This is a genomic window from Streptomyces sp. NPDC088730, assembly GCF_044751215.1.
Lineage (GTDB): Bacteria > Actinomycetota > Actinomycetes > Streptomycetales > Streptomycetaceae > Streptomyces.
Genome location: NZ_JBIVLK010000038.1, coordinates 1 through 1,343, shown reverse-complemented (window position 1 = coordinate 1,343; position 1,343 = coordinate 1). Strand labels below are relative to the sequence as shown.

Genomic DNA, 1,343 nt, shown 5'->3' with positions numbered 1-1,343 from the left:
GAGATCCTGAACCTCACCCGGCCGGACATCGTGCGCTCCGTGCACGAGGAGTACTTCGCGGTCGGCGTGGACTGCGTGGAGACGAACACCTTCGGGGCGAACCACTCGGCGGCGAACGAGTACGAGATCGCCGACCGGATCCACGAACTGTCCGAGGCGGGTGCCCGCATCGCCCGCGAGGTCGCTGACGAGTTCGGGGCCAGGGACGGCCGCCAGCGCTGGGTCCTCGGCTCGGTGGGCCCCGGCACCAAGCTGCCCTCGCTCGGCCACATCGCGTACGACGTGCTGCGCGACGGCTACCAGCAGAACGCCGAGGGCCTGCTGGCCGGCGGCGCGGATGCCCTGATCGTGGAGACCACGCAGGACCTGCTGCAGACCAAGTCCAGCCTGATCGGCGCGCGCCGGGCGATGGACGCCCTGGGCGTGGACGTGCCGCTGATCTGCTCGCTGGCCTTCGAGACGACCGGCGTCATGCTGCTGGGTTCGGAGATCGGCGCGGCCCTGACGGCTCTGGAGCCGCTCGGCATCGACTTGATCGGCCTGAACTGCTCGACCGGTCCGGCCGAGATGAGCGAGCACCTGCGTTACCTGGCCCGGCACTCGCGTACCCCGCTGATGTGCATGCCGAACGCGGGTCTGCCGGTGCTGACCAAGGACGGGGCGCACTTCCCGCTCGGCCCCGAGGGCCTGGCGGACGCGCAGGAAGCCTTCGTGACCGACTACGGGCTGTCCTTGATCGGCGGGTGTTGCGGTACGACGCCTGAGCATCTGCGGCAGGTCGTGGACCGGGCCCGTGATCTCACCCCCGCCGTCCGGGAGCCGCGTCCGGAGCCGGGTGCCGCGTCGCTCTATCAGACGGTGCCGTTCCGGCAGGACACCTCGTACCTGGCGATCGGTGAGCGGACGAACGCCAATGGTTCGAAGAAGTTCCGGGAGGCGATGCTGGAGGCGCGCTGGGACGACTGTGTGGAGATGGCGCGCGACCAGATCCGTGAGGGTGCGCACATGCTCGACCTCTGCGTCGACTATGTGGGCCGTGACGGGGTCGCGGACATGGAGGAGCTGGCGGGGCGGTTCGCGACGGCTTCCACTCTGCCGATCGTGCTGGACTCCACGGAGCTGCCGGTGCTGCGGGCGGGGCTGGAGAAGCTGGGCGGGCGGGCGGTTCTGAACTCGGTGAACTACGAGGACGGTGACGGGCCGGAGTCGCGTTTCGTGAAGGTCACGCGGTTGGCCGCCGAGCACGGTGCGGCGTTGATCGCGCTGACCATCGACGAGGAGGGCCAGGCCCGCACGGTCGAGCACAAGGTGGCGATCGCGGAGCGGCTGATCGCGGATCTGAC

The 1,343-nt window shown here is 69.8% G+C and carries 1 protein-coding gene; it reads left to right on the top strand.

Annotated features, from left to right (window positions below; all coding sequences use genetic code 11):
- Positions 1 to 1,343: homocysteine S-methyltransferase family protein (locus ACIP89_RS37765; RefSeq protein WP_402119023.1), on the top strand; the 1,343-nt coding region annotated here is incomplete at both ends.